15 protein-coding genes are annotated in these 23,564 nt (G+C 63.0%); 5 read left to right on the top strand and 10 right to left on the bottom strand.

The genetic code is table 11. The features are described 5' to 3' along the window. Window positions 1–38: 38 nt before the first annotated feature. From mch to LB551_RS21215, 4 genes are read right to left on the bottom strand one after another with little or no spacing between them, the layout of a single operon-like run. Complete coding sequence (mch, locus tag LB551_RS21230; protein WP_140552489.1) at window positions 39–995, bottom strand: methenyltetrahydromethanopterin cyclohydrolase; 957 nt, start codon at window positions 993–995, stop codon at window positions 39–41. Further along, window positions 992–2,053: an ATP-grasp domain-containing protein gene (locus LB551_RS21225; protein WP_224660348.1), complete on the bottom strand. Its 1,062-nt coding sequence runs from the start codon at window positions 2,051–2,053 to the stop codon at window positions 992–994. Before LB551_RS21225 ends, mch begins: the two co-directional genes overlap by 4 nt. Before the next feature lie 46 nt (window positions 2,054–2,099). Continuing rightward, on the bottom strand, window positions 2,100–2,993 hold the full coding sequence (locus tag LB551_RS21220) for an NAD(P)-dependent methylenetetrahydromethanopterin dehydrogenase (protein ID WP_224628560.1): 894 nt from the start codon (window positions 2,991–2,993) through the stop codon (window positions 2,100–2,102). A 30-nt stretch (window positions 2,994–3,023) separates the two neighbouring features. Further along, window positions 3,024–3,995: a beta-ribofuranosylaminobenzene 5'-phosphate synthase family protein gene (locus LB551_RS21215; protein WP_224628562.1), complete on the bottom strand. Its 972-nt coding sequence runs from the start codon at window positions 3,993–3,995 to the stop codon at window positions 3,024–3,026. A 157-nt stretch (window positions 3,996–4,152) separates the two neighbouring features. Between LB551_RS21215 and LB551_RS21210 the strand changes: the two genes are divergently transcribed. The 5 genes from LB551_RS21210 to LB551_RS21190 all read left to right on the top strand — a co-directional run bounded on the left by LB551_RS21210 (window position 4,153) and on the right by LB551_RS21190 (window position 9,067). Then, on the top strand, window positions 4,153–4,533 hold the full coding sequence (locus tag LB551_RS21210; RefSeq protein ID WP_140552492.1) for a 4a-hydroxytetrahydrobiopterin dehydratase: 381 nt from the start codon (window positions 4,153–4,155) through the stop codon (window positions 4,531–4,533). A 118-nt stretch (window positions 4,534–4,651) separates the two neighbouring features. Continuing rightward, on the top strand, window positions 4,652–5,737 hold the full coding sequence (locus tag LB551_RS21205; RefSeq protein ID WP_224660347.1) for a tungsten formylmethanofuran dehydrogenase: 1,086 nt from the start codon (window positions 4,652–4,654) through the stop codon (window positions 5,735–5,737). Beyond that, window positions 5,731–7,362 carry a formylmethanofuran dehydrogenase subunit A gene (locus LB551_RS21200; protein ID WP_224660346.1) on the top strand — a complete coding sequence of 544 codons (1,632 nt, stop codon included), beginning with the start codon at window positions 5,731–5,733 and terminating at the stop codon, window positions 7,360–7,362. Before LB551_RS21205 ends, LB551_RS21200 begins: the two co-directional genes overlap by 7 nt. Continuing rightward, window positions 7,350–8,258 (top strand): formylmethanofuran--tetrahydromethanopterin N-formyltransferase, encoded by a 909-nt coding sequence (gene fhcD / locus LB551_RS21195; RefSeq protein WP_140552495.1) that lies wholly within the window; start codon window positions 7,350–7,352, stop codon window positions 8,256–8,258. The genes LB551_RS21200 and fhcD overlap by 13 nt, the downstream gene beginning before the upstream one ends. Further along, window positions 8,255–9,067 (top strand): formylmethanofuran dehydrogenase subunit C, encoded by an 813-nt coding sequence (locus tag LB551_RS21190; RefSeq protein WP_224660345.1) that lies wholly within the window; start codon window positions 8,255–8,257, stop codon window positions 9,065–9,067. Before fhcD ends, LB551_RS21190 begins: the two co-directional genes overlap by 4 nt. A gap of 122 nt (window positions 9,068–9,189) precedes the next feature. Here LB551_RS21190 and LB551_RS21185 read toward each other — a convergent pair whose 3' ends face one another. The 6 genes from LB551_RS21185 to LB551_RS21150 form a co-directional block, all read right to left on the bottom strand. Further along, a complete protein-coding gene (locus tag LB551_RS21185) occupies window positions 9,190–9,936 on the bottom strand; it encodes a GGDEF domain-containing protein (protein ID WP_224660344.1) in 747 nt (248 codons plus the stop codon). A gap of 105 nt (window positions 9,937–10,041) precedes the next feature. Further along, window positions 10,042–10,740: a thermonuclease family protein gene (locus LB551_RS21180; protein WP_140552513.1), complete on the bottom strand. Its 699-nt coding sequence runs from the start codon at window positions 10,738–10,740 to the stop codon at window positions 10,042–10,044. Window positions 10,741–10,771: 31 nt separating this feature from the next. Beyond that, window positions 10,772–11,974, bottom strand: coding sequence for an ABC transporter substrate-binding protein (locus tag LB551_RS21175; RefSeq protein ID WP_224660343.1), 1,203 nt, complete (start codon window positions 11,972–11,974; stop codon window positions 10,772–10,774). A gap of 109 nt (window positions 11,975–12,083) precedes the next feature. Beyond that, window positions 12,084–12,248 (bottom strand): hypothetical protein, encoded by a 165-nt coding sequence (locus LB551_RS21170; RefSeq protein ID WP_224660342.1) that lies wholly within the window; start codon window positions 12,246–12,248, stop codon window positions 12,084–12,086. 22 nt (window positions 12,249–12,270) lie between these two features. After that, window positions 12,271–12,639, bottom strand: a complete 369-nt coding sequence (locus tag LB551_RS21165) for a hypothetical protein (protein ID WP_140552499.1) — start codon at window positions 12,637–12,639, stop codon at window positions 12,271–12,273. A 26-nt stretch (window positions 12,640–12,665) separates the two neighbouring features. Beyond that, a complete protein-coding gene (locus LB551_RS21150; RefSeq protein WP_263495966.1) occupies window positions 12,666–23,552 on the bottom strand; it encodes a DUF5801 repeats-in-toxin domain-containing protein in 10,887 nt (3,628 codons plus the stop codon). Between the last annotated feature and the right edge of the window lie 12 nt (window positions 23,553–23,564).

The following is a 23,564-nucleotide window of genomic DNA, read 5'->3' as shown; positions in this document are numbered from 1 at the left end:
TGGCGGATGACGGACGGCTCCCTTTGTGCCGCCATGCTCTAACCGAGGCTCCGTTCGAGCATCTTCGGATCACGCCGGCCAGCGCGAAACGTATCGCCGGTTTCGATCGCCGTCACGATCACTTCGGCCGGGCTGAACAACAGCGGATCGATGGCATAGAAATCCCCCTTGAACCGCTTGAATATCTCGGCAAACGGTTGACCGTAGTCCCGTGAGGCGCGGCTCGGAAGTTTCTCCGCGAGGTTGCTGGCCTCTTTTGCCGACCCTTTTACGAAGAGCTGGACGCTGCCGCCATAGATGATGGCATCGTTCGTTCTGCCCATGGCGGTCAGGAAATCCGGGTGGGGGGCGGGGATTGGCGCCGCTCCGATGCCGTCGACAACGTTCTCCAGCGGAAATTTGAGATCGTTGGCCTTGTGCAGGGCAACCTCGAGCGCGCGCGCAACGATCTGCAGGCTGCCGGCAAGGCTTTGCGTCGGCGCGTAGAGGAAGGTGAGCTTGTCGGTTGCCAATCCGGTTGCCTTGCTCACTTTCTCGACGATTGCTGGGGGAGGCGGTTTGGCAGTCTCCAGGATAAGCACGGCGGACGATGCGGTGTCTCGATAGGAAAGCGCGTCGAACAGTGGTTCGACGCGGGCGAGTGCCCGCGCAGGTCCCGATCCCATGGCGAAATAGTCCTGGGCAGACAGGTTCCAGCCCGCATATTGACTGCCTAGGCAGGCCAGTACGGGCTGCGACGAGCGCACCTCGACCGTGAACGGCCATTTCCGCTCCGTGCGGTCCATGAACACCGAAACGCTGCCGAGACCACCCATCGCCGCCTCTGCCATGCGCAGCCCGGCCTCGACGCTGCCGGGCGCCTTGGCTCCGACATCGATAAGGAGCTCGCCCAAGGTTCCCTTGGAAGCGGCGATCCGCAGCCGTTCGGCATCGCTGATCATGCCGTCGGCGATGCGCTGTGCATTGTCGTTCAGGAATGCCGAACCGTTCTTCATGTCCGGTCTCCTTCCCATTGGAGTTGCAACCGGCGGGCTTGCCCCTTGATGAGCCGCCTGGTCAAACCGGCGTTCGGACCGCGCGCGAAGACGGTACAGACGGGGTCGCCGGCAATCAGACGGGTGCCGGGTGACTGGTGGTCCGCAGTCCATTCGGGCCACACAATCGACGGAAACCGGGCGATTGGGGTCGCGGCGTAGGTCACCATTGAAGCCATCGAATCGACGAAGCGTGGCAAACGGTAGGTTCCTCCGGCCGCAGCTCGCAGATGTGCTTCGATCAGCGGCGCCTCGTCCTCGTCAAAAATGTCCAGCGTGGCGCCTGGCCGCGGATTGATCTCTATGAGCTTGTAGCCGTCCGATCCGCGAATGAGATCGGCGCTGCACAATCCAACCAGGCCGGCGCGGCGCGTCAGGGCTGAAAGCCAGCCGCCGATGAGCGCCGCCTGCCTGCGGTCGAAGCGTCTCAACCGCACGGCCCCGCCATAGCGATAGGGTGCCGCGGAGACGGGGGAGGTCCATTGTTGGCTGAAGCCGACAATGCGCGCGGCCTGGCCGTCGCCGACGAAAAGGGCCGAGACGCTGCGTCCGGCGACGAAACGTTGGAAATAGCGGCCGGTGGTCTGGCTTTCTCCGGCCGCCTGTCTGATATGCCCACCCCCGGCGCCGCCCACGGTCTTGGCCACCCAGCTGTCCGGCTCAGGCGGCCGATCCCACCGGAATTCCGGATGTGGGATGCCGAGTTCGGCACAATCCGCGGCCAGCAATTGCGGATCCTTGATCCTGCTGATCGCCGCGCCGCGATTGCCGGCAAGCGGAAAATGGCGAGCGACGGCGTCGACAGTCCCCGTCATCCGCTCAAAACCCGAGCCCAGGACGACGGCGACCGGCTGGTCTTCGCCGGTCAGGTCCCGAAGCGTCTCGATGATGCGCTCTCCGTCGATGCCGTCCTGTAGGTTGCCCGGCAGCTTGGTCGTTCGTTCTGCCAGCGCAACCGTATCGGTATCGCAGAAGAAATCAGCGACCAACGGACGATAGCCCGCACGCCGCGCAGCCATGGCCAATGCCCGGCCTGAAATCGCCGCGATCAGCAGAGATCTGGCGCTATTTGGCAATCTCGCGTGCAAGGGAAAACGCTTCCTGGAAATCGAGCGCGATCGTTTTTTCGGATTCGATCATTCTTTTGAAAAGGCCGGACTCGACCTTATATTTGACGTTGCCGATGGCAAGCGGGCCAATCCCGACGGCCTTTGACGCTTCTAGCGGGTCGCCATTGGCATTGACGGCCAATCCTTCGATGCCTGCGGGCGGAACCGCGTTGACGTCGGCGGCGATAAGCAAGCCGCTGCCTCTCAACTGGGCCTTTGAAACCACCTGGACGCCGGCCTTCGCACAAGCCAGTATGACCTCACTTGCCTCGACCAGATCGGCTTTCCGGGCATCGCTCGATCCGTCAGCCGCATCGACACCGATCTTGAATCGGCTTTTGATCTCGGCAGCGATCTGTTTCACCCTTTCGATGCCGTCATGGCCGACGAGTGTGACGCGGGCGCCCTCCCTTGCCGCGATGACGGCGGTGCAGAAGCCAACCACGCCGGTGGCGCCGAAAACAGCCACCCTCGTGTCCTTCAGCCCGCGCTCGAATTTCTTCTCCAACGCCTTTTCGACCTTGGCCACCATCGCCGCGGCCGTGGTGAAAGAGCCGGCCGGGTCGGCAAATACCGAAACCTGGAAAGGCGGCACCATCGCCTTCTTCGCGGCATCGAACATGTCGAGCGCCAACGAAGCGTCCTTCCCGGCGATAAAGATGCCGGTATCGACGCCGGCATCAGGCGGACGCGAAAAGATCGCGTCCTGAACCAGGCCTGTCACCTCACCAAGGCCAACATCGACATAGGGGACGACGCTGTCGAAGCCCGCGTCGAGCGCCATGTTCACGTCGAAGGGGCTCATGTGCTTCAACGGCGTCAGCATATGCAGGATATGTTTGCGGGCCATTTCTCGCCTTTCTGCTTGGAATCTGAAGCGTCAGCTGCCGACGAGACCGAGTCCGGTCGAACTGATCTTCGCGCCGGAGTTCCTGCCTTTGACGATCTTGATCTGAAGGCCGTCTTCAACGGTTGTCTTCTGAACCGCGCCGACGAATTTGAGCGCGGCGTCATGCGACGGCGCGAAGGCAAACCCTGTCGGTCCCCAGGAACTCTGGCCGATTCCGACGGCGCCCGCTTCATTGAGACGGTGAGCGACCATCTCGACCCGCTTTGAGGTGAACACGCCGCCCTGCGCCGGAGCGAAATGGCTGCCGATCAGCATCTGTATCGCGGTGACGGCAGCGCCGAATGCCGCAAGATCGCGCTCGACCAGGGCCGGCATGATACCCATCAGCACCCTCCGGCAGATCTCGCCGCTGCCCGCCGTCGGGAAGGGTGGCAGTGAACGGAACGCCGCGACCTCGGCCTCGCCATGCAGTCCATGCCCGGCATGGTCGAGGATGAGGATGACGCGCCATTCTTCGGGAAACGGCAGCCGCGCCACGACCGGAGGCGGTCCGCCACGCTCGTCCTTGCCCGCGTCGACAATCACGCCGCCGTCTTCGAAACTTGCGATGCCGATCCCAGATCGGCCGCCTCGTTCGAGCAGGGTCGCGTCGCCGGCGACATCGAGAGGCAGGTTGTGCAGCGTTCGCAGTGCCGAGGCGACGGCAAGGGCGATCTGCGTGCCGGACCCAAGGCCGGCGTGACTCGGGATCGACTGTTCGATCACCAAATGGTGCTGGCCGCGAATGCCGAGATGCCTGCGGAGCGTCGACAAGTGCTCACCGGCGCGAACGCTCTCGGAACCTTCGACTAGGGTCTCGCCGGACCGCGACAGGGTGACAACGGTTTCGGGTTCACTCAACGGAAGCCCAACGCTGCCAAAGCGACGTCCGGCATCGCCATTGAGATCGAGGAAGCCAAGGTGAAGGCGAGCGGGCACTCGTACGGTAACAAAATTCGACATCTGCCCCCCGATGGGTGCATCATGGATGCATCATGGAAGTTTAGGTGCCCGCCACGATGATAACTGTTTTCGTCGAGGGAGCAAGCCAAAGAGAGTGCATTCATGTTTCTGCTTTGGCCTGTCGTGTTGACGGACCGAGCAATTCGGGGAGGTCGAGATGAGCGAAACGGTCAAGGAGAAGATCTATTCGGACGCCGAGATTGCCGACCGGCTTGAGAAGGAGCTGCCGAAATGGCGCTACGAAAACGGCTGGATCCGGCGCAAATACAAGACCCACAGCTGGAAGTCGACGCTGATGGTCATCAACACGGTTGGCCATCTCGCCGAGGCGGCGTGGCACCATCCCGATATCACCGCTTCCTATGCCTGGGTCGAGGTACGCCTTATGAACCACGCCGCGAAGGGTATCACCGACAAGGACTTCGAGTTGGCGAGAAAGATCGAGGACGTTGTCCAGTGGCAGCCGGCCAAGGAAGGCGGGGCGCTGGAGGGAACTCCGCCGACCGATCAACGCTTCGCTTACATCAAATATGATTAAGCGCGGTCGGAGTTTGTTGATAGCGTATGAAAACATTCGTTAATCTGCTGGCAAGCGGGGTTCACGGCCAATCCAGTTTCGTCTAGGATCGGGCCGGCACCAGAAAGTAGTGTAGCGAATGGCGGTTGCTTGGATAGGCAACCGGGAAGCGCTGGTCGAGCGCGCGGCTGCGCATGCCGCGTCGCTGTTATCGTCAAGCCGGTGCCCGGTTTTCAGCTTTGATACGGACATACACGGCACGAGGGCGGCGATCGCGCTGGCCGAGCGGCTTGGCGCGGCATACGATCACGCCGACGGCGCGGCACTTGCCCGAGAGACCATGCTTTTTACCGACAGGGGCGCGATGACCGTCGCCCCTGGGGAGACGCGCCGGCGTGCCGATATCGTGGTGATCGTGGGCGAACTCGCACAAATCCATCATGATCTTGTTGCCGAGCTCGCTGGCACGGTTCCCGATCTCTCGACCAGGAGCAAGCGCGAGTTCTTCCTGGTGGGATCGAACGGGGTGTCCGTGCCGTTGAAAAACGGGCGCAAGGCAACGCTCCTTTCCTGTGGCCAAGCTAGCCTCGGCGCCACGCTGGCGGCGCTGAGGGCGCAGTACAAGGGGCGGCAAACATCGCGACCGGTGTCGAACTTCAACGATTTCGCCAAGGCTCTGACGGCTGCGCATTTTCCCGTGTTCCTGTTTTCAGGCCACGCCACCGATGGGTTGGCGTTGGAGATGCTGCAGGGGCTGATCGCCGATCTCAATCGCAAATCACGTGCATCTGGCCTTCATCTGCCCGCGAGCGAAAACGGGTGGGGAAGTGTGCTCGCCTCGACCTGGATGACAGGTTTTCCATTGCGCACCGGCTTTGCGCGGGGCTTCCCGGAATTCGATCCCTGGCGCTACGATGTGGAGCGCATGATCGCCGCCGGCGAAGCCGACCTGCACCTGCGGATCTCCGCCACGGTTGCCCAACTCCCGAGAAACAGGGGACGCACGGCACTGATTGCGCTGGCCAAAACGGAAGAGCCGGTCGCAGGCGCCGCGGTCACCATCGCCATTGGCGAAGCTGGGATCGATCACGATGCGGTTGTTTATTCCAGCCGTACCGGCTCGCTGAAGTCGACTGATACCCGCGCTGCTTCGAAATTGCCCTCCGCCGCGACGATCATTCGCCTGGTCGCCAGTCGGGTTTTCGCCGAGGCATTGCCATGCTGACGAAAATCGCCAACGGCGAGATCGTCGACCCCGTCAACAGCCGGCTCGGCAAGGGCGATCTATGGATCAAGGACGGCAAGATCGTCGCGGCGCCCGCTGAGGGGTCGGCCGACCGGACCATCGAAGCCGCCGGCTGCATCGTGATGGCGGGCGCCATCGACATCCACTCCCACATTGGCGGCGGTAACGTGAATACCGCGCGGCTTCTCTTGCCCGAACAGCATGCCGCCCATCAGGCGCGACCGGCGACGACGCCGCTCTCCAATGCCGGCTGGTCGACCTTCCAGACCGGCTGTCTCTATGCCAAGATGGGCTTCACGACGGTCGTCGAACCGGCGATGTCCCCGGGATCTGCACTCCACACCCATCTCGAACTGGCCGACATCCCGATCATCGACAAGGCGACGCTGGCCATTCTCGGCAACGACGACTTCCTGCTGTCAATGATCCGTGACGCCGCCACTCCTCAAATGATCGAGGACTATGTCGCCTGGACGGTCGCCTCGACGCGAGCGCTCGGGGTCAAGGTGATCAACGCCGGTGCGGCGGCCGCCTTCAAGGAAAACGCACGCACCTTCGCGCTGGACGATGTGGTGCCTTCCTATGGCGTCAGCTCGCGCAAGATTGTCAAGACGCTGCAGGCCGCCGTCGACAGTCTTGGTCTGCCGCATCCTTTGCATGTCCATTGCAACAATCTGGGCATCCCTGGATCTGCGGATACGGCGGCCGCGACGATTGCGGCGGCGGATGGGCAGCCACTGCACCTCGCCCACCTCCAGTTCTATGGCTATGGCACGGAAGGAAAGCGCAGGTTTTCCTCCGCCGCCGCGCGGCTTGCCGAACTGGTCAACACGACGCCGGAAGTCACCATCGATATCGGTCAGGTGATGTTCGGCCAAACAGTCACGGTCTCCTCCGACGTCATGCGGCAGTTCTCGGCGCGGGGCAGCGCACATCCGAAAAAGTCCGTCATTCATGACGGGGATGGCAATGGCGGCGGCATCGTGCCCTACAGCTATGGCAAGGACTTCTATGGCACGATGCAGTGGGCGATCGGGCTCGAGCTTTTTCTCCTCATCGACGATCCCTGGCGTGTGTTCTTCACCACCGATCACCCCAACGGTGCACCCTTTACCGCTTATCCGGCTCTGTTCGAGCTGCTGATGAGGCGGGAAGCGCGCACCGAAATGGCCGCTGGACTTTCACGATCCGCCTTAGCGCTCTCTACCCTGTCCGCAATCGACCGCGAATACACGTTCGAGGAAATCGCCATCATGACGCGTGCAGCGCCGGCGAGGCTGCTCGGGTTGACGGATCGAGGCCATCTCGGCGTCGGCGCGATAGCCGACATCGCTGTCTATCGCAGGAACGAAAGTATCGCGAAGATGCTCGGACAGGCAGCGTATGTTTTCAAGGATGGCGATCTCGTCGTGCAGGACGGGGAGATCATCCATTACCGCTGGGGCAAGGCCCTCAGGCTTAATCCACCTATGGACAAGGCGATGGTGCGGCGTCTGGAGGACTATCACCAGCAGCGCTACGGCCTGTCCTTGGATTGGTTCAATTTCCCGGATTCCGCGATTGCGCGTGAACAGCCATTCGGCGAGGTGCCATGCCGAACGTGAGCGTAAATGGCGTAACGATCGACGATACTTTTGCCGAAGCCTTCGGGATGCGGGCAACCGCCATCATCATCACCGCGTCGAACCGGAAATGGGCACGGCAGGCGGCGATCACGATGACCGGCTTCGCCACCTCGGTAATCGGTTGCGGCTGCGAAGCGGCAATCGATGCCGACCTGCCGCCGTCAGCCACCCCGGATGGCCGGCCCGGCTGCCGCGTGATGATCTTTGCGATGGGAACAGATGAATTGCAGAAGCAACTGCTCAATCGCGTCGGACAGTGCGTTTTGACCTCGCCGGGCTCCGCCTGCTTTGCCGGACTGGAGGGCAGCGCCAAGCTCAAGCTCGGTTCGGCGCTGCGTTATTTCGGCGACGGCTGGCAAATCTCCAAGAAGATCGGCGACAGGCATTTCTGGCGTATTCCCGTCATGGATGGTGAATTCCTCTGCGAGGCAACAACCGGACTGACCAAGGAAGCCGTCGGCGGCGGCAATTTCTTTGTCATGGCCGAAAGCAGCGCCAACGCTTTGGTCGCGGCCGAGGCCGCGGTCGCCGCGATCGGAATGGTGCCTGGTGCCATCGTGCCGTTCCCGGGCGGCATCGCCCGTTCGGGTTCCAAGATAGGTGGCAAATACAAGGGCATGATCGCCTCGGCCAACGAAGCCTACGCGCCGACACTGCGCGGCGTGGTTGCGAGTGAACTCGGTCCCGACATCAACGCCGTCCTGGAAATCGTCATTGATGGTGAGACGAATGATGCCGTTGCCGCGGCGATGAAGGCCGGCATCAAGGCCGTCATCCAGCTCGGCCCGAAGAAAGGCGCGGTTCGCATCGGCGCCGGCAATTACGGCGGCAAGCTTGGTAAGTTCATCTATTCGCTGAAGGATATGTTGCCATGAAGGCGCTGACCTTCACTCTTGTTGCCGAACCGCCTGAGCGCCTCGACCTGTCGCCGCTGACGCCGGAACGGCTTGCTGGGAGCGAAAGACGGGATATCGAAAAAATCCGAATCGGCATGTCGAAGCATGGATCGAAGGTGGGCGACATTTTTCGCCTCGCCGGCAGCGATCCGCTAAGCATCGTGTTCGAAGGTGGAAGCGCGCGCCTCGACCGGGTGGCGCAAGGCATGGGAGGTGGATCGGTCCGCGTGATCGGCAATACTGGCGCGCAGGCCGGGCGCGCCATGCGCAGCGGCAAGCTGACGATCGAAGGCAATGCTGGGCCGCACGCCGGCTCTGGCATGCGCGGCGGCAGGCTGGAGATAACAGGTAACGCCGGCGATCACCTTGGTGCGCCGCTCGTGGGCGAACTGGCCGGCATGAATGGCGGCGTGCTGATCGTCAGGGGCAGGGCGGGCGCCTTCGCCGCGGACCGCATGCGGCGCGGCCTGATCGCGGTGCTGAAAGGCTCGGGCGACCATGCAGGCAGCCGCATGATCGCGGGTACGCTGGTGGTAACCGGTGGCATCGGTGAAATGCCCGGCTATCTGATGCGCCGCGGTTCGATCCTTCTTGATCGCGCGCCAGGACATCTGTCGCCGAGCTTCGTCGAGTGTGGCGCGCCCGAGAGCGTTTTTGCCACCATCATCGATCGTCATCTGATCGCCGAAGGCATTTTGAAACGGCCGCTGCTGGGGCGCGCACCACATAAATATGGCGGTGACAACGCGGTGCTTGGGATGGGCGAGGTTCTTTTTCCGCGCAGATGAGGTTCCGGCAACGAAATCGATCAGGTGCTTGTGCCAGTTGAGCGGCCCCGCTCGCTAAGCTTTAGGAATGTGTCCAAACGTCGATTTGCCGCCAGCTATTGGCTTCGTCACGTAACACCGGGCTACTGGAGACCTGTAGGGCGCGTTTCGGCAGGTGCGCGGGCGGATAATTGAGCTTCCGCCGAGCGAAACATGTCCTCGAATGCAAGCTCTGTTTCAAACACGGTGGTTCCGAGGCTAATAGTCAGAGCGTCCTCGGTCCCCTTGGGCGCGAAATAGACCTGCGCGACGCTTGCCCGAATGCGCTCGCCAATTTCCGCGGCCTCCGCTTCGGTCGTACCTGGAAGAAAGACCCCGAACATCGATGTTCCTATGCGACCTACCATATCCTCCTTGCGGACCGAAGACTGAATGGCCGATGCGACGAGCCGCAAGGCCTCATCGCCCCAATCTGGGCCGAAGCGAAGATTTATGGAGCGAAGATGTTCGGCATGAATCACCAGGAAGGCGCCCGAGCGCGGCCCTGGCGCTGACGGCCTCGCCGCGCGCCGCTCGACCATCGAGGTGAAAACCGGACCGTTCAGGCAGCCTGTCACCCTGTCATAGGTCTCGGCCCTGTTGAGCTCCCGCCGGTAGCCGCGGATCTGGGCCTGCTTCAAGCCGATCAATACGAAAAGCGGCAGACCGATGATCAGAGGCAGCAGCACGGCAGTGACCATGCTGCGCCCGAACGGGGTCAGGACATCGCTGAACAACAGCAGGTAATTGAGGCCTACGGAGAGGGCAAGGCTGCCAATGGTCCCCAGGAAGGCGAGCCACGCGACACCCTTCCATACCGGCTCGGTGGCGGTCGTTTCGGCTTGTGCCATTACCAATCTCCTGTCAGATCGGCGAGCATAGCGCCGGCATGCGCAATTTCAGTTGCGGCAAACCATACAATTTGATCGATGTGCGAAACGTGAATCGATTTTGGCCTATCGCGGCGGGCCGAAAATTCCCACCTCCGCGTCCTCGGCGACTGCTTGCGCCTTGCCATAGATGCCGGTGGGCAGCGCGATCGCCCAGCCGTTGGACACAAGCCAGGCGCCGACATCCTGCTTGCCAAGGCTACACGGCGCGGCAATGGCAAAACGCTCGACCTCCGGCGGCACGACACACTTCAGCGCGCGTCCACGCAGCCAGGAATTGAAGGCGGCGCGTGCGCGCTGGCCGCAAGACCAGGCGACATCGTGAAACGAGCAGGTGGCTTCCGGTTCTATGCTGGCCACACCACTGACGGCCACTTTGCGTCCCATGGATTCGAAAGTCGCCGATGACGTTGCTATTGGCCGGAAGAGCAGGGTTTCGCCCCAATCGCCTGGCATCGGCGCCTTAGGGGGCACGGCGAGGCCGAGATCGCCGAGCGGGGGCCGGGCTTCGATCCGCTCGATCTCGGACAGGTCAATTGGCGGCGGTGCGACAACATCCTCGGCAACCCCGCGCGCTTCTCGCCATCTTCCGACGAGAACAGTCGTCTCCGGCCGGGTTGCTTGCCCGGCATTCTCGACACGGGTCGCAAGGGCAGGCCGGTCGGTCGCAAGCAAGGCTCCGGCATGCATGATCAGGGCAATCCCGAACAGCAGCTCGAGGCCTCCGACCGCAATGACCAGGCGGACACGCCCTGGCACCTCCATCACGCCGGCGGCAGCGTTCGTTAGCGGGCGGTCAGAACCCCGAGGTCGATTTGGCAACCAGTTTGAGCGCACCCTTTTCTATCCGGTAGAATGGCATCGATCTTTGGCTGGATCCATCTGCGCGAAAGCGGAACAGGCCGGTCGATCCGCGAAATCCGCTCGGATTTTCGAGCACCTGTTTGCTGAAGCCGTCAGGTCCGACCGCGCTGGCAATCCCTGCCGTCAGCGCAACCATATCATAAGCGTAGGCTACGTTGACGTCGGCCGGATAATTGTATGTCGTCCTGAAGCGGTCGGCGATCGGCCCGGTTTCGCCCGGATCGAGCGTTGCGATATAGGCTCCCTCGAAGGACGGCTCCATGGGATGCTCCAGCCAACGGCTGGTTCCGACGACGGAGGTCGCTTTGCCCCCAATGCCCTTTGATTTGAGGGCGGCAAGTATAGGCGAGGGGCTGGCATCCCCGCTGGCAATGATGACCGCGTCGGGAGTGTCCACGAGCGAGGCCATTTCGTCCACCGCCTTGGCGGCGCCGTCGCCGGCCGAATATGGAACGGTGACGGCGAGCGTCGCGCCATAGATGCTGAGACTGTTGGCGACCCGCTTCTCGACCGTGCTGGCGTTCGAGCCACCCGCAACAAACAACACGAATTTTTTTCCGCCTTTCGCGGCGATGCCCGCGGCGCCCGCCGCCGCACTGTCCGCTTCGCTGAGGCGCACGGCGTAAACGCCGGCGCCGCCCGCGAAATTGTCGGCAAGCGCCAATACGGGCGGCCGCTTCGATCCCGACAATGTGGCGATATGCTGGGCTGCCGGCAATTCGGTCGGGCCGATGACGACTTTTGTGCCGGTCGTCAGGGCCTGCAGCGCCAATTTGCCGGCCTGTGCGTTGTCGCCCTTGGTGTCCTCCACGGTCAGCGTAAGCAACCCATTGCCGATATCGGTCATCGCGAGCTTGGCGCCATCGAGCATCTTGCGGCCATTTTGCCCCGCCGTTCCCGGGGCGGACAATGGCAGCAGCATGGTAATTTTCGTCGAACCGGTACCCAGCGACTGGGTTGCCTGGGCAGGGCCGCCGCCCGCGGCGCCATCCTGCTGCCCGGCAGGCGCGGCAATCGTCGCCGGATCGAGCGCTTCGGTAACGCTGCCCTTAGACTGGCAGCCCGACAATACCGCGGCGAGCGCGAAGGTGACTGCCCAACTGCGCGGACGGTAGACCTGCCGGCCAGCTTCCATGATCGTCCCACCCTGTATGCCGCCGGGTTATCCTCCCGGTCTGGCCCTGCACCCATGTTACGGCGAACTTGCCTCGCCGTCCTGTTCTTTGGCCCTCGAAAAGCCGAGATCAAAATGCATCGGCCGCGCCGAGCCGGAGGACAGAATTTGGTGATACGGAAGGCCGTTCCAGCCAGTTGGCGCGAACCAGCGCGACGTCTTGGCCAAAGCCGGCGAAGGCGATCGTTGCGACGATCGCCTTCAGGATTGATCCGTCCGCTGCCATGGTGGCCAACAGGCGCAGGTTGCCTATCCGGTCAGTGCATGTACTCGACCATGCGATCGTGGAAACACTCGCATTTATTGAGCGTGTCTTCGTCCTTGTAGTTCGTCTTAAGATAGCCGTAAGCCATGCCGCAGGCGACCTTGGCTTCCGACGCCCAGACGAAAACCGGCCGGGACGAATTGATCCACTCCGAGCTGTTGGCGACGGCGACCGACTCGTCCATCAGCTTCACAACCTGATCCCTGAGATCGACGATATTGTCGTTCAGCACCAGGTTGGAGGTGCCGACGACACCGCAATAATCGCCCGTGGGTCCTTCGATGATGTCGGCGGCATTGAGGCCCGTCGACAAGATCGACAGCAGACCGGCCCCCAAAACCACCCGCAAGATTCTGTTCATGTTGCTCACCCCGTTCCTTTCGCCCCTTAGGCCACGTCCTGCTTGGTACCATGGCTGTCGTCATAGAGTATTTTGACTGCTTCGGCCGCACTGTGGAACGTATAGTTCTCCAGCACCGCCACCGTGTGATAGTTGTCGCCGCCGCCATTGGTGTCGACCTTGACCTCGGCGTTCGCCACATTGGCCGAGGACTGCGCGATCTCCACGAAGCCGCCGGCTTCGAGATCGGTGACGCCGGCCAGGCCCTTCAGCAATGCCGTAAGATCGATCTGGTCGCCCTTGGCGCCGTCGTGGAAGTCGGCGATCAGATCGGTCACCTCGAGAGAGCCGATGGCGAAGGTCTTCGTGCCGTCGGAGGCGACGGTCGGCTGTGCGGGGACACCAAGCGAGGTGTCGAGTTCGACCTCGACATAGTTGCCGGTGGTGCCGTCCGCCATCTGGAACGTGCCGTTGCCTGTCACGGTCTGCCCGTCGATTTCACCCACGGCCGGGCTGGCCGCCGTGCTGATGGAGACGATACCGTTATCCGCGAGGTGCGACAATTCCCCGGCATCGCTGGCGCCGTTGACATTGGCGTCCTTCCAGATCAGCAGGCTGTCGAAGGCGGCGTCGTTGTGATCAATGACGCCGTCATGATTGCCGTCGAGCGAGGCTAGTGCCGCCGCCCCGCTGGCGAACTTGCCGCCGCCGAAGCTCGGCGTGAACAGTTCCGTGCCGTCGTCGATCTTGCCGTCATGGTTGAGATCGACCGCCAGCATGCCGTCATTCGAGTTGTTCCAGGCGACCTGATCCTTGTGCCCGTCGCCGTTGATGTCGAACTGGACACCGTGGCTGATGTCGGAGAAGGCGAAGCCGTCGTGGTTGAGGTCGAAGATGATCGGGTCGGCTGTGCTGTTGTGGACGACAAAGTCCGTGTTGGTGATGGCGGTTAGCTGTCCCAGTGAAGTGATATTGTTGAATGTTGCGATCTGGGTACGACCACCGACGGTGCTCCAATCGGCATCGAACCACAATTCGCCGTGGAGAGTCGTGGAATTGAAGACGAGCACATAGGCATTGGCTGCCACCGCGACCGTCGCCGCGGCGATCTGTGTTGGGGTCTGCATCGCCGTGATCTGGATGATGTGTGCGGAGTCCGCGGCGGTGATCGCGGCGATCGAACCCCGGAAGGCGAAGTCGGCGGCATTGAGAACAGCGCCGGCGGATGTTCCCGTCGTGTTGACGAAATTGACGCCGCCGCTGCCGTTCATGCCGGCGTCCAGCAGGCCTATCTTGTCCGTCCCCGCAGCAAAATCCGTGATGGTGTCTGTTCCGGTGTTGGTCGCCATCCGGAATTGGTCGGCACCTGCGCCGCCGGACAGCGTGTCGTTGCCGCCACCACCGATGAGCAAGTCGTTGCCCGTGCCTCCGATCAACGTATCCGCGGTCGATCCGCCGGCAAGGACGTTGTTGACGCTGGCTGCAGCGTTGAACGTGTGATCGCCATCGACCGTGACGCCGATCGTAGCAGTAGCGCTGTCATTGTCCTGATCGGTGACCGCCACGTTGAAAGTGAGGTCCTTGGTTCCGCTGTTATCGACAGTCGTGACGCTGACAAGCTGAACCTTGTTGTTGTTGGCGCTGATATCGTAGAATTCGATGTAGTCGATGAACTTCGTGTTCGTGCTGGAAGGTATGGTAATTCCGGCCGCCGAAGGCTGGAACTTGGCGGATGCGATGGATCCATCCGTGTAGTGGATCACATAGGCCATCGAGTTGGCGTCGGCGGCGTCAAAACTGAATGTCGCGGCCGTCACATTTGTCGACGCGGCCGCTGGCGGAGCGAACGTCCCAGCTCCATCGTAATCGGTCACACTGCCGAAATCGAATCTGAGCAACTCCCCATTGTTGAAGTTGGCGTTCTGGACACCCCAACCCCCAGTGGAACCGTTGACCTGGTCGAACACAATGCCAGTTGTGGCCGTGGTCCCACCGGCGGCCATCCAGGCATTGAGGTCAAACGAACCACTGGTATCCCAACCACTGACGATCGACAGTTGTGCACCGCCGCTGGCGGTCAGTTGCTGATAGTCATGCGGTCCGGACCCGAATGAGGAGCCGCCGATCAGCGTATTTGCGTGGAACGTGTCGAGCGGTGTCAGTTCGGTGAATTTATAGGTTCCACTGGTCGGATCGACCGTCAGGGTAAAGACGTTGTTCTGCGAGTGGTCGGAGCCCGTATAGGCCACCAGGGTCTCGGGGTGGGTGGGATCGACATAGTAGTGAACGGCGTTTCCACCCACTGTCAGACCAACCGGATCGGCATTGCCCGCGAGGCTCGCCGTGAGGGGGTGATCGGCGCCGCCGTCGACCGGCAACTGTCCGGTGATTGAGATGTTGGCTTCGTTCGACACCGTGCCGTGGTCGATGGTCCCAAGCGTCGGAACATCGTCGCCGATCGTCATGGTCAAGGTCTTGGCCGCGGTGGTCCCATCTGCGTCAGTGAGGGTGACCGTGACGATGCCGCTTTCGGTGGTAGCTCCCGCGTCATGCTGGTAGGCTGCGGTCTGCGTGAACAAATAGGCGCCGGTCACCTCATTGAGGGTAAGCACCCAGGCCGCGCTCGTCAGCGTCAAGACCTTCTGACCGGCGATGATCGTTTCCGAAGCGACAGCCGAACCCAGGCCGCCATCGTAAACATAAGCGAATGGCGTGGTTGCGTTCTCTCCGTCGCCGCCGAAGTTGAAACTCATCGAGCCGGTCTGGTTCTGCGCGACGAAAGCATCCACATTGGAATTGACGATATTGTCATCGCCGGCCGCATCGTTTGTCGCTGATGTCGCGGCCGTCAATGAAGGCGAGCTATTGATGACGGAAATCGTCAGGGTTGTGACCGATGTGTCGCCATCGCCGTCCTTGAGCGTATACGAGAACACGTCCGTGCCGGACGAATTGGCGTTGGCCGCATAAGTGTAGCTGCCATTGGCGCCCAGAACCAGCGTGCCAAGCGCGGTCGAAACGCTGGTTCCGACACCTGTGCCGTTGACGATCGGTGTGCCGACGTTTCCGGCCGCGACGCCCGTGATCGAGGCGCCGTCGGCTCCAAGCGCGTCCGCTCCTGAATTGGTGGTACCCACGCCGGTAAGCACATTGCCGGTCGCAGTGCCCGCAAGCGTGCTGTCGGTATCGGCGTGCGCCGTCGGCACGTCGTCGGAGACGGTGACGGTGACGGTACCGGTGGCCTGGGTGCCGTCGGTGTCGGTGGCGACCACGCCGACATGGCCGAGGTCGACCAGATCGTCGAGAGTGATGTCGGGATGCGTGTCGTAATTGTCGTTCAGCGTCGCCGTCACCGTCGCCACATTGCCGGCAGCTGACAGGTCGAGCGTCACCACCGTCACGCCGCTGCCCGTGTCCTTGCCGAGGATTTGGGTGTCTGACATCCGCTCCCAGGTCAGGTTGGCGGCGTTGAGCGCCGTCAGATCGGTGCCGAAGGCGATCGACGCGATCGCATCCGAGCCCGGCGTGAAGGTGATCGAGTGCTGGTCGCTGGTTGCGCCCGGCGTCGAGCCGTCCGCGAGGTTCTGGTCGTCGAGCGCCAGCGTGATCGGAGCGCCCGCGACCGGAGCGGCGCCATCGGTGACGGTGAAGGCAAGCCCCGCCGTCGAGGTGTCGCCGTCGCCGTCCGTTACCGTATAGGTCGCGTTCACCACGACCGGACCCGAGTTGTCGACCGAGGGATCGGCCGTGAACGAGTAGCTGCCGTCAGCCTTTACCTGGATCGTGCCTGCGCCGATGTCGATTGCCGGCGACCAGCCGTTGAGGCCAAACGTCAGCGCCGTGCCGTTGATATGCGTCACCGTCGCGCCGTCGGCGCCGGTGACGAAGTCCAGCGTGCCCGTCACCGTCGCGCCTTCCGCAACTGCCTGCGAGGCCTCCGCCGATGCCGCCGGCACGTCGTCCGACACCGTCACGTTGACCGTGCCCGTTGCCTGGGTGCCGTCGGTGTCGGTGGCGACCACGCCGACATGGCCGAGGTCGACCAGATCGTCGAGAGTGATGTCGGGATGCGTGTCGTAATTGTCGTTCAGCGTCGCCGTCACCGTCGCCACATTGCCGGCAACCGACAGGTCGAGCGTCACCACCGTCACGCCGCTGCCCGTGTCCTTGCCGAGGATCTGGGTGTCTGACACCCGCTCCCAGGTCAGGTTGGCGGCGTTGAGCGCCGTCAGATCGGTGCCGAAGGCGATCGACGCGATCGCATCCGAGCCCGGCGTGAAGGTGATCGAGTGCTGGTCGCTGGTTGCGCCCGGCGTCGAGCCGTCCGCGAGGTTCTGGTCGTCGAGCGCCAGCGTGATCGGAGCGCCCGCGACCGGAGCGGCGCCATCGGAGACTCCGAACGTTATCTGCTTGGTGACCGTGTCGCCGTCCTTGTCGCTGACCGTGTAGCTGAAGGTCTCGGTCACCGTGCTGGCGCTGGTGACGTTGGCCGGCGCGGTGTAGATCAGATGGCCGGCGCCGTCGATCGACAGCATTCCGCCGGTCGTGCCCTGGTTGGTGAAGGCCAGGCCTTGCAACGTTCCCTGCAGCCCGTCGGCGCCCGCGCCGATGCCCAGCAGTATCACCGCATCGCCAATGTCGTGCGCGCCGCTGCCCTCGGCGAAGGCCGCTCCCGTGTAGTTCTGCGCAAGCGGCGTGTCGTCGTCGATGGCGACGGTGAAGCTGGTGGTTCCGGTGCTGTTGTCGGCGTCGGTCACCGTGGCGGTGACGGTGAAGCCGAGATTGTCCTCGAAGGCGGTTTCCACCGCGCCGGTGGCGGCGTCGTCATGGACCGGATGCGAGACCGGCTGGTTTAGGGCCACGGTGTAGTCCGCGCCGGTCGCGGTGATGTTGCTCAGCGTGATGGTGAACACCACGTCCGCGATGCTGCTGCCGTAGCCGGTCAGCGTGTGGCTGGCGGCGTCCCAGCTGGTCGAGACCGCTGTCCCGTCGAGCTTGGTCAATCCGGTGCTGGCGACCGACAGCGCCACCGAGCTCAAGGCATCGGCGCCCAGCGTGTAGGAGATGTGGCCGCCCGTCACCGGCGCATCGTCGCCTGGACCTCCCGCGTTGCCGCCGGCCGCGACGATGTCGTCCTCGTCGACGACGAGGTTCTGCGAGGCCGCCACATTGGTGATGCCGGTGTCGGAGACCCCGAACGTTACCTGCTTGGTGACCGTGTCGCCGTCCTTGTCGCTGACCGTGTAGCTGAAGGTCTCGGTCACCGTGCTGGCGCTGGTGACGCTGGCCGGCGCGGTGTAGATCAGATGGCCGGCGCCGTCGATCGACAGCGTTCCGCCGGTCGTGCCCTGGTTGGTGAAGGCCAGGCCTTGCAGCGTGCCTTGCAGGCCGTCGGCGCCCGCGCCGATGCCCAGCAGCGTCACCGCATCGCCAATGTCGTGCGCTGCGCTGCGCTCGGCGAAGGCCGCTCCCGTGTAGTTCTGCGCCACCGGAGTATCGTCATCGACGTTGATCGTCAGCGAACCGGGTACCGTGTCGCCATCATGGTCGGTGGTCGTGTAGCCGACCGTGAATGCCACGTCGTTCTCGTCGCCGCCGGCAGGGTGATCGATCGCATGAAGCTGCGTGACCGTGTAGGCGCCGGACGTTGTGTCGGCCAGATGCACCTTCAGTACATCGACGACGACGCTGTTCTGCACCTGGCTGATGATCAGGTCGGTTCCCGAGTTCGAGGTCACCGAGAACCCGCCCGCAGCCGGCAGCGTTGCACCGGTGAGCAGCGTCGTGCCGGCGCCGTCGGCGCCATAGGTGTGACCAAGCGTACCGGATGTGTGGGCTGTGTCGGGAGTGACATCGCCGGTGCCGTCGGGATTGCCGGCCAGCGCGTCGTCATCAAGCTGAACCTGTGCGTTCATCGACGCCGTCGGTACGTCGTCCGCGACATTGACTGTGAAGCTCTGGGTGACGGAATCTCCGTCGCCGTCGACGGCCTTGACCGTGAAGCCGAGCGGCATCGATGCATCGTTGCCACCGGTGTGGTCGAGCGGCTGGAAGAGGCTAAAGGCAAATGCCGGGTTGAAGATTCCGTTCAGGGTCACGATGAAGACAGGATTGGCGTTAGTCTCGCCATGCTTGTAGGCGACAAGCTCCTGATCGACGCCGTTGGCAGCCATGCGTTGCGAATAATCCAAGTCGACGCCGCCGGAAGTGAGCCCGAAGGGCACGATGAGGTTGTTGCCGGCATCGCGGCCGAATTCGAGATGGCTGGCTCCGCGGTCGTCGGCGTTCCAGTCGATGTTCAGATTGCCGAATGCCGATTGCACCGAAGGCAGCGGGCTCTCCGAGACGCTACCGGTTTCGGCAGCGCTGGTCACGACCGGGATGTCGTCGGTGACATGCACCGTGAGGAATGACGAGGTGCTGTCGCCGTCCGAATCCGTCGCAGTAAAGCCGAAGGACAGCGCTTTGTCGTTCTTGTCGGCGCCGGAGGCCGGTGCGGTATGGTCGATATTGTCGCGCAGGTCGAACGAATAGTTGCCATTGGTCTGGTCGTTGATCGACACGGTGAAGACGGTGCGGATGACCGAGTTGTGCGTGGCGGTTGCCGTCAGCACCGTGTTGTCGCTCGACAGCGTGTAGGTGATGGCATCGCCGTTGGACGTCAGGCCGGCCTGGACACCCGTCAGCAACGGGCTGAAGGCGACTGAGCGGTCATGCGTGCCGGTATCGGGATTGGCGTTGTCGGCTCCCCAGGAGATGCCCAGCGAGCCGGTCGCGGAGGCGGGGGTGAATGTATTTGAGAAGCTCGCCGCGGTGCTTTCCGCAACGGTGGCCCCTGGCGCTACGATCGTCGGCGTGTCGTCGTTGACATTGATGGTGAACGAACCTGTCGCGGTGTCGCCGTCGAAATCCGTCGCCTGGTAGCCGATGGTGAACTGGAGATTGTCTTCGGTGCCCGCGGCCGGATGGTCGATCGCATGCAACTGCGTCACCGTGTAGGAGCCCGTTGCCGCATTGATCAGATCGATCTCCAGCACGTCGACGCCGTGCTGCTGGATGAACACGCTGGTCGCCGATACCGTGCCCAGCGTGAACTCACCCGCCGCCGGCAAGGTGATGCTGGCGGGCAGGAACGCCGTGATGCCAGCGCCGTCCGCGCCGAAATTGACGTTGAGGTTGGCAACGACCGTCATCGGGCCGCTGGTCGCCGGATCGAAATCGGCCGGCCCGCCAAGGTTGCCGCCGGCAAAACCATCCTCGTCGAGCTGGACCGCGGAGGTTCCGACGACCGGAACATCGTTCTCGACCACGACCTGGATGGCGTGATTGCCAAGCGGGGCGACATCGCCATCGAAATCCCGTGCGCTGAAGGCGTCGGTCAGGTCGAGCGTCAACGTCTTGTCGTCGCCAGCCCCCGACGCACCGAAAATATTATGGTCGAGATGGTCCTTGAGATCGAACTTGAAACTGCCGCCGCCATTGTCGGTGAGCGTAAAGACCACGCGGTCGACGCCGGCCGTGTAAACGGAATCGTGGGTGCCGCCGTCGACATATCCGACGACGCTGCCGGCAGGGCCTGCTCCAAGCCGTACATTCTCGCCATGCGACGTGACGACCTCGCCGTTCACGGTAAACACGTTGCCCGTCGGGGAGGCGTTCAGGACGAAGACCGCCGGACCGTCGGCGCCTGGCTTGACCAGCAGCTGCAGCTGCGCGCTGGTGAAGGTCGCCTCGTCGGAGTGGGTGGACATCGTGTCCGTCGGCCCGTTGGTGATGCCGGTCGACAAGTCGCCGTCACCGACGGCCATGTTAAGGTTGTCCTCTCGGACCATGATCGAAGCCGTCGCCGTCGTCGCGAGCGGCGTGTCGTTCTGCACCACGACATTCAACGTGCCGGTGAGGTTGACGCTGTCGCCATCGAAGTCGGTCGCCTTGAACAGCGAGCCGATGTCGATTGCCAGCGTCCCGTCCTCGCCGGAACCCGGCGCGTGGTCGACCTGATCGAGCAGCGTGAAGGTGAACGTGCCGTCATCGTTGTCTTTGATCGTGAACACCGTGCGGCCATCGTCCGACACGCCCGAGACGGCATCGACGCCCACCTCGAAATGAACCGCCGAGCCTCCGGACGACACGCCCGCCGATGCCTTGTTCGTGGCAACGTTGAAGGAGAAAGTCGCGTCATCGTCGGCGCCGATCGACACCAGGGATGCGAATGCCGATGCCCCGAACGTGATCGAACTCGGCTGGCTGCCACCGTCGGGATTGCCAGTGGACAGCCCCGTCGTCAGCGTGTCTTCATAAACGGTCGGAAGAGTGGCGCTGCCGTTCAGCGCCACCGGAATGTCGTCCTCGATGCCGATGGTGAAGACGCCGCCGCTGGTGGTTGTGGTCGACGTATAGAGGAAATCTTCGGCACGGATCTTGTCGCCGCTGCCGAGATCGAAGCGGATCACCAGATGGTCGAACGTGCCCGTCGGGTCGATCGTGACCACGGAGCCGTTGGCGGGCATGGCCATCGCTCCAGTCTGGAAACCGGAGCTGCCGGAAACCGGCACGCCGGCGCCATTGTAGGCTTCCCAGGAAATTGTGCCCGAACCGTTGCCGTTGATGGTGAAGCTCACCGCGTCGGTGCCGGGCCGCGAGAAGATGAAGCCTTCATTGTCATGGATATGGTTGTCAGCGATGCCGACGCCCTGGCCCGAAACGTTGAAGGAATCGCCGCCGGCGCCATTGTTGAAATCGTGAGCCAAGGTTCCATTGAACGTCAGTCCATCGAACGTAACTCCGCCCACGGTGTAGGTGTCGTAGTGGCCGGGATGCAGGCTCAGGCCTGTTGTGGCTGTGGTGGTCGTCGTCTCGCCGGTGATCGCGATCGTGTCGCCGTCGGCGTCGGTGAACTGGAGCGCATGTGTGAAGTCGAGCACCAGCTTCTGGTTGTCATCGTTGGCGGGGGAGTTCGGCAGGTGGTCGATCTGGTCCAGCAAGGTGAAGGTGTAGGTGCCGTTCGGCTGGACATCGAGGGTGAAGACTTTGCGGTCGCCCGCATCGAGGCCGGGTGTTCCACTCTCGACATAGCCGGTCAGCACCGTGCCGTCGACGTGGTAGACGATTGCCTCGCCCTTGGATGTGGCGGCCGGCAAGCCAGCGGGGTTCTGGATGAGAGAGAAGGAACCGGGTTCGTCCGCCCCGACGGAGACCAGCGAGCTCAGCGAACCGGTTGCGACCGTGCCGAGGCCATCTCCATCGGGATTGCCGACGGAATGACCATTCGAGTTCGCCAGCAAAAGCGCGTCCTCGCCGACATTGCCGGCGACGGTGGCGCTGGTCTGCACCGGAATGTCGTCGAGGACCTGGATCAGGAAGGTCCCGGCGCCAAGGGAGATCGAGTCGCCGTCACCGTCGGTCGCGACGATGTACGAGGAAAGATCGATCGGGCTCGTCAGCTGGTTTTCACCATTGTCTCCGGCCTGGCTGTCCAGCGCCGGATGATCGATCTGATCCTTGAGCGTGAAGACGTAGGAGCCGTCGGCTTTCACAGTCAGCTGGAAGACCTCGCGATCACCGTCCGAGAATCCGGCGCCGTTTCCTGCTTCGGCATAACCATGCAAGGTGTTCCCATCGGATACGATGAGCACATGCGCGCCCTGCGATGTAAGGCCGGAATCCACCGGCACGGCCGTCGAGGCAAGATGAAACGCCTGGGCGCCCGGGCCATCGGCGCCGAAGTCGACGAGCGCGATCAGCGCGCCGGCAGCGCCCGTGACGGTCGCGGAAAGGCCGATCGCTCCCGTCTCACCCGGCCTGCCGGCATCTGGGTTGTGCCCGGCAAGCCCATCTTCGTCGACATTCGCCGTGATCGAGGCGGTTCCGACGGCCTTCGGCCCGTCGTCCTCGAAGACGACGGTCTGAGAGATGTCGGCGCTCTGTGTGACGTGGTCGCCGTCGCCATCGGTCGCTGTCACGGTGACCGAGACCGAGCCGGCGCCGAGCGCGATGCCCTCGTCGTTGCTGCTGGTGTCGGGATGCTGGAGCGAGACGTATTGCGCCACCGCGACTTGGCCGGTAGCGGCATCGATATGCAGCGCGATGGCGACCTTGTCGTCGGCTGTGATGCCGTTGTTGTCGGCATCATAGACGCCGATCACGCGGCCGCTGCCGTCGTTGAACAGCGAGATTGCTTGGCCATCCGTGGTCTTCAGGCCGGAATCCACGCCCGTATTGCTGGCAAGGGTAAGCGCATAGACAAGCGAATTGCTCGTTGCCGGGCCATCGGCGCCGAACAGCGCCGTGGCGTTCACGACGCCGCCGCTGCCTTGCGCGTATTGCGGCAGCGGCATGTCGGGATCGGCTCCGGCATTGATGCCGGCAAACAGGTTCGCGAGACCGAGAGTGTCGTCGGAATCGGCATCGACACCTGCGGTCTCGTCGATGACGATGATGTCGCCGACCTTGATGTTGGCAAGGAAGGTGCCGGTGTTGTCGCCCGCTTCGCCGATCTCACGGAACATCAGCGAATTGTTCCCACCGATCGCCGTGACGTTGATTCCGATCGCCTGCATGGAGCCGGAGGCCGGATCATAGGTTCCGACCGAGACGCCGTTCCACAGCACTTCGAGCTTGGCGCTGTGTGGGACGCTGGTGTCGTTGGCGGCGCCGATCTCGAAGGAGATGCGGTATTCGCCGGCGCTGAGCATCATGGTCTGTGAGATCTGGATGTTGCCGGGGCTGGCCTCGAGGTCGACCATAACGCTGTTGGTCGGGCTATCGGCGCCGCGATAGCCGTCACCGACCTTCTCTAGTTCGACGCTGGTGGCGCCGTTGGTCTCCGAGGCCTCAATGGTCCAGGCTCCGGCCGTGCCCTTGGTGTTCGTGCCGCTGCCCGCGCCCCAGGCGTCGCCATTGGGAACGAAGCCGTCCAGGAACAGGCCGTTCAAGGCACCGTTCGG

Origin of the sequence: Mesorhizobium sp. BR1-1-2 (genome assembly GCF_020165435.1) — a bacterium.
In the GTDB taxonomy this organism is placed as follows: domain Bacteria; phylum Pseudomonadota; class Alphaproteobacteria; order Rhizobiales; family Rhizobiaceae; genus Mesorhizobium.
This window is presented reverse-complemented; position numbering and strand designations above follow the sequence as displayed.